Here is a 5,498-nt window from a genome sequence, read left to right on the forward strand (position 1 = left end):
TCGAGTTCTTCCGCTCCAAGGGCCATGAAGTCGTGCCCTCGAGCCCGCTGGTGCCGGGCAACGACCCGACCCTGCTGTTCACGAACGCCGGCATGGTGCAGTTCAAGGACGTCTTCCTTGGCGCCGAGAAGCGCAGCTACAAGCGTGCGGCCAGCTCGCAGCGCTGCGTGCGCGCCGGCGGCAAGCACAACGACCTCGACCAGGTCGGCTACACCGCGCGCCACCACACGTTCTTCGAAATGTTGGGCAACTTCAGCTTCGGCGACTACTTCAAGCGTGATGCCATCGCGTACGCCTGGGAACTGCTGACCGGGGTCTGGGGCCTCCCCAAGGAGCGCCTGCTGGTGACGGTGTATTACACCGACGACGAAGCCTTCGACCTGTGGCACACCATGGTGGGCCTGCCCAAGGAACGCATCATCCGCATCGGCGACAACAAGGGTGCGCCCTACGCGTCGGACAATTTCTGGCAGATGGCCGACACCGGCCCCTGCGGCCCCTGCACCGAAATCTTCTACGACCACGGCGACCACATCGCCGGCGGCCCGCCGGGCAGCCCCGACGAGGACGGCGATCGCTTCATCGAAATCTGGAACAACGTCTTCATGCAGTACGACCGCCAGCCCGACGGAACGCTGGTGCCGCTGCCGGCGCCGTGCGTGGACACCGGCATGGGCCTGGAGCGCGTTGCGGCCGTTCTGCAGTACGTGCACAGCAACTACGAGATCGACCTGTTCCAACACCTGATCAAGGCCGCGGCGGCTCTCAATGCCAGCACCGACCTCGAGCACAAGTCGCTGCGCGTCATCGCCGACCACATCCGCGCCTGCAGCTTCCTGATCGTCGACGGCGTACTGCCGTCCAACGAAGGTCGCGGCTACGTGCTGCGCCGGATCATCCGCCGTGCGGTGCGCCACTTCTGGAAGCTCGACGGCCTGAGCGCCGACGGCAAGTTCTGGCGCATGGTGCAGCCGCTGGTGGACGTGATGGGTGAGGCCTATCCCGAGCTGGTGGCCAAGCGCAGCCTGGTCGAGCAGGCGCTGAAGGCCGAGGAAACCGCCTTCGGGCAGACGCTCGATGCGGGCATGGCGCGCCTGAACGACTATCTGGCGGCGTCGGACAACCGCATTCGCGGCGACCAGCTGTTCCAGCTTCACGACACCTACGGCTGCCCGCCCGATCTGATCGCCGACCTGCTGCGTGAGAACGCCGACAAGGGCTGGCTGCTGGCCGACGGTGCCATGGCCGAGTACGACACGCTGATGGGCCAGCAGCGCGATCGCGCGCGGGCGTCCAGCAAGTTCGCTGGCGGCACCGCGCTGCCCGCCGATCTGATCGCCACCCTCAAGCCCAGCGAGTTCCTTGGCTACGAGTCCCTGGAAGCCGACGGCTGCCGCGTCGTGGCGCTGCTGCGCGACGGCAAGCCCGTGGACGCCCTTGCGCCGGGCGAAGAGGCCCTGGTGCTGCTCGACCAAACCCCCTTCTATGCCGAGTCCGGCGGCCAGGTCGGGGACACCGGCGTGCTGCTCGACGCGCAGGGGATGAGGTTTGAAGTGCGCGATACGCTGAAGCTGTCCGGCGCCTTCCACGGCCATCTGGGGCGGCTGGCCAGCGGCACGCTCAAGCGCGGCGACCGCCTGTCGGCCCGCGTGGACGGGGATCGTCGCCAGGCGGTGGTGCTCAACCACTCCGCCACGCACCTGCTGCACGCCGCGCTGCGCGACCTGCTGGGCGAGCACGTGACGCAGAAGGGGTCGCTGGTGGCGCCTGATCGCCTGCGCTTCGACTTCTCCCATTTCCAGGCCATCCCCGCGGCCGACCTTGCGCGCATCGAGGCGATGGTCAACGCCGAAATCCGCCGCAACTCCAAGGCGCAGGTTCACCACATGGGCATGCAGGACGCGCTGGATTTTGGCGCCATGGCGCTGTTCGGTGAAAAATACGGCGAGCACGTGCGCGTGCTGAAAATGGGCAGTTTTTCCACCGAGCTTTGCGGCGGCACCCATGTCCACCACACCGGCGACATCGGCGTGTTCAAGATCATCAGCGAGGGCGGCGTGGCCGCGGGCGTGCGCCGCATCGAGGCCGTTACCGGCGCCGGTGCGCTGGACCACATCGCGCGCGAAGAGCGCCGCCTGGACGAGGCCGCGCAGCTGCTGGGTGGCAACGCCGGCGATGTCATCGACAAGCTGCGCCAGCTGCTCGATCGCCAGAAAAGGCTCGAGCGCGAACTGGAATCGCTCAAGGCCAAGGCGGCGTCGGGAGCCACGGCTGAACTGGAGGCGTCGGCGCCGGAGGTGGCGGGTGTGAAGGTCGTCGCCGCGCGCCTGGAAGGGCTGGATGCGAAATCGCTGCGCGACGCCGTGGACCAGCTCAAGGCACGCCTGGGCGACGCCGTGATCGTGCTGGCGTCCGCCCAGGACGGCAAGGCCTCGCTGGTGGCCGGCGTGCAGGGCAAGGCGCTGGGCAAGGTCAAGGCGGGCGAGCTGCTGTCGCACGTGGCCGCGCAGATCGGCGGCAAGGGCGGCGGTCGTCCCGACATGGCGCAGGGCGGCGGCCCCGATGGCCCCGCGCTGCTGGCCGCCCTGGCGGGCATTCCCGACTGGGTGGCGCAGCGGCTTGGCTGACCGGGGCAGGGCGCGTTTGCGCCGTGCCCAAGCGCGCACTACCATCGGGCAAGCCGCGATCGTGCGGCGTGGAGCCGCGGCGTGGCGTCTGGACGCGCGGGCCGGTGCAAGGATGTATCGGGAGGGAAGGCGATGCTGATTTTGACGAGAAGGGTCGGGGAGACCCTGATGATTGGCGATTCAGTCACGGTCACCGTGCTGGGCGTCAAGGGCAACCAGGTGCGCATAGGCATTACGGCACCCAAGGACGTGGCCGTTCATCGCGAGGAAATCTTCCAGCGCATCCAGAAGGATGACCCCGCGCCTGCGGGCGATCATCAAACAGGTTTACCCAAGGCCGACTGAGGCGCTATCCTATGCGGCCGGCAAGCCTCGAAAGAAGTTTGCCGGGTCCAGTTCCGGAGTGATGCCCGAGTGGCCGAAGGGGCTCCCCTGCTAAGGGAGTATTGGGTCAAAAGCCTGATCGAGGGTTCGAATCCCTCTCACTCCGCCAGGACTGGAAAAGGTGTGCAGGGGGCGTGTTGAAAAGAGTTGATGCACAGGCATTGACGATTGACGCAACGTCCCCCATAATTTCGCTTCTGCGCGCCCGTAGCTCAGCTGGATAGAGCACCAGGCTACGAACTTGGTGGTCGGGAGTTCGAATCTCTCCGGGCGCGCCACTAATGCAGAAAGGGTGCTTCGGCACCCTTTTTGTTCGGCGGCAAAGGATTCCGGCGGTTTGCGCCGGCTTCCTCCACCGCCGTACACAGGGAACTCGTGCGGCGCGCCTTCCAGGGCGCCGGGCTTCACCGCCGGGGTATAGCTCAGCCTGGTAGAGCGCCAGCTTTGGGAGCTGGATGTCGTGGGTTCGAATCCCTCTGCCCCGACCAGGCTGGCCTCAAGCCGGGCTACACTGACCAACAGCATGGAAGCAGGCGGGTACGGCCGGTATCATCCCGGCAGGCGCCCGTAGCTCAATCGGATAGAGCACCGGCCTTCTAAGCCGGCGGTTGCAGGTTCGATTCCTGCCGGGCGCGCCAGGCGGGCAAGGCAGGAAAAAGCGGTACAAGTTCACAATGTGGTGGATGTAGCTCAGTCGGTTAGAGCATCGGATTGTGATTCCGAGGGTCGCGGGTTCGAGTCCCGTCTTCCACCCCAGTTCCAGCCGGTTCAATGTTGCGGCATAATGCCGCGTCGCAAGCCGCTTCAGCGGGAAGATTACGGGCCGTTAGCTCAGTTGGTAGAGCAGTTGACTCTTAATCAATAGGTCGAAGGTTCGAATCCTTCACGGCCCACCAATCTTCCCGATTGAATCGTCACCGCGCGACGTAGCGAAAGTGGCGGAACTGGTAGACGCGCTGGATTTAGGTTCCAGTGGGGTAACCCGTGAGAGTTCGAGTCTCTCCTTTCGCACCATCCGGCAACGGAGGCGCGGGGATGATTCGGGGCTCTGCGGGTTTTTTCATTTTTAGCGCCCGACAAACGGCGCGGTCGCAGGAGTTGACATGCAAGTTTCGCTCGAGAACACCGCCAATCTGGAACGCCGCATCACCGTCAGCCTGCCCGTCGAGCGCTTCGAAGGCGTGGTCGGCAAGCGGCTGCAGGAAATTGGCCGCAGCGCCACCATCAAGGGTTTCCGCCGCGGCAAGGTGCCCGCCAAGGTCATCGAACAGCGCTTCGGCGCCCAGGTTCGCAATGAGGCCTATGGCGAGCTGATCCGCGAGAGCCTCGGCGAAGCGATTGCTCAGGAAAACCTGCGCGTTGCCGGCACGCCCGAGGTCAAGCCCGAGAGCACCGGTGAAGCCGGCGAAATCCGCTACTCCGCCACCTTCGAAGTGGTTCCCGATTTTGGCAAGGTCGATCCGAGCCAGCTCAAGATCGTCCGCGCCACGTCCAGCATCGGCGACGCCGACATCGACGGCATGATCGAAACCCTGCGCCAGCAGCGCCGCACGTGGGACGCCGTCGAGCGTGCCGCCGAGCCCGGCGACCTGGTCACGGTGGAAACCTTCGCCACCACCTCCGCCGGCCGCTACCCGGCCGAGGGTTCCGATCGCGGCGCCACCGTGCTGGGTTCGAACGCCATGTACCCGGAGCTGGAGTCCCAGCTGGCCGGCATGTCCGCCGGCGAAGAGCGCGAGGTCGACATCACCTTCCCGGCCAACTGGCGCGTGGCCGAACTGGCCAACCAGGCCGCCAAGGTCACCCTCAAGGTCACCAAGGTGTCGGTTGCGAACCTGCCCGCGGTGGATGAAGCTTTCGTCAAGAGCTTCGGCATCAAGAGCGGCAAGGTGGACCAGTTCCGCCAGGAAGTGCGGTCCAACCTCGAGCGCGAGCTCAAGGGCAACCTGATGCAGCGCCTGCGCGCGGAAGTGGCCGAGAAGCTCGTGGCCGCGCATTCCAGCGTGGAACTGCCGCCGCGCCTGATCCAGGCCGAGGCCCGCCAGATGGCGGCCGCCGCCGAGCAGCAGGCGCGCCAGCAGGGCCAGCCCAATGCGAAGTTCGAAGCTGATCCGTTCCTGCCGGCGGCGCGCAACCGCGTCGCCGCGGGCCTGCTGGTGGGTGAAGTGGCCCGCCAGAACAACCTCAAGCTCGAGCCGGCCCGCCTGAACGAGACGCTGCAGCTGATCGCATCGACCTACGAAGATCCCAGCCAGGTCATTGAACTCTATCGGAACGACCCCAATCTCATGTCCAGCCTTCGCGGTCGGGTGATGGAAGAGCAGGTGATCGACTGGATCGCCGAGCGCGCCGAAGCCACCGAGAAAGCGATGAGTTTTGCCGAGTTGATGCGTCCGGTCCCCTGAGGCGACCCCAACGGAGGGACGCGCGAATGGATCCGATAAATGCCATGAACCTGGTGACCATGGTGGTCGAACAGACCAGCCG

General features: G+C 65.8%; 3 protein-coding genes and 7 tRNA genes. All 10 read left to right on the forward strand.

Annotation, left to right across the window (positions count from 1 at the left end; genetic code table 11):
* A partial coding sequence (gene alaS, locus K0M70_RS01670; RefSeq protein WP_343211184.1) for an alanine--tRNA ligase occupies nt 1-2,627 on the forward strand: 2,627 nt, incomplete at its 5' end.
* Between the two features lie 132 nt (nt 2,628-2,759).
* Nucleotides 2,760-2,972 (forward strand): carbon storage regulator CsrA, encoded by a 213-nt coding sequence (gene csrA, locus K0M70_RS01675; RefSeq protein WP_290778448.1) that lies wholly within the window; start codon nt 2,760-2,762, stop codon nt 2,970-2,972.
* A 55-nt stretch (nt 2,973-3,027) separates the two neighbouring features.
* Nucleotides 3,028-3,120 (forward strand) — tRNA-Ser (locus K0M70_RS01680).
* Between the two features lie 92 nt (nt 3,121-3,212).
* Nucleotides 3,213-3,289, forward strand: a tRNA-Arg gene (locus K0M70_RS01685).
* A gap of 133 nt (nt 3,290-3,422) precedes the next feature.
* Nucleotides 3,423-3,499, forward strand: a tRNA-Pro gene (locus K0M70_RS01690).
* A gap of 73 nt (nt 3,500-3,572) precedes the next feature.
* Nucleotides 3,573-3,649: transfer RNA gene (locus K0M70_RS01695), tRNA-Arg, on the forward strand.
* Nucleotides 3,650-3,690: 41 nt separating this feature from the next.
* Nucleotides 3,691-3,767 (forward strand) — tRNA-His (locus K0M70_RS01700).
* Nucleotides 3,768-3,831: 64 nt separating this feature from the next.
* Nucleotides 3,832-3,907: transfer RNA gene (locus K0M70_RS01705), tRNA-Lys, on the forward strand.
* A 33-nt stretch (nt 3,908-3,940) separates the two neighbouring features.
* Nucleotides 3,941-4,025: transfer RNA gene (locus K0M70_RS01710), tRNA-Leu, on the forward strand.
* 89 nt (nt 4,026-4,114) lie between these two features.
* Nucleotides 4,115-5,416 (forward strand): trigger factor, encoded by a 1,302-nt coding sequence (tig, locus tag K0M70_RS01715; protein WP_290778450.1) that lies wholly within the window; start codon nt 4,115-4,117, stop codon nt 5,414-5,416.
* The last annotated feature ends 82 nt before the right edge of the window (nt 5,417-5,498 follow it).

The sequence above is a fragment of the Arenimonas sp. genome (assembly GCF_019459675.1).
GTDB lineage: Bacteria > Pseudomonadota > Gammaproteobacteria > Xanthomonadales > Xanthomonadaceae > Arenimonas.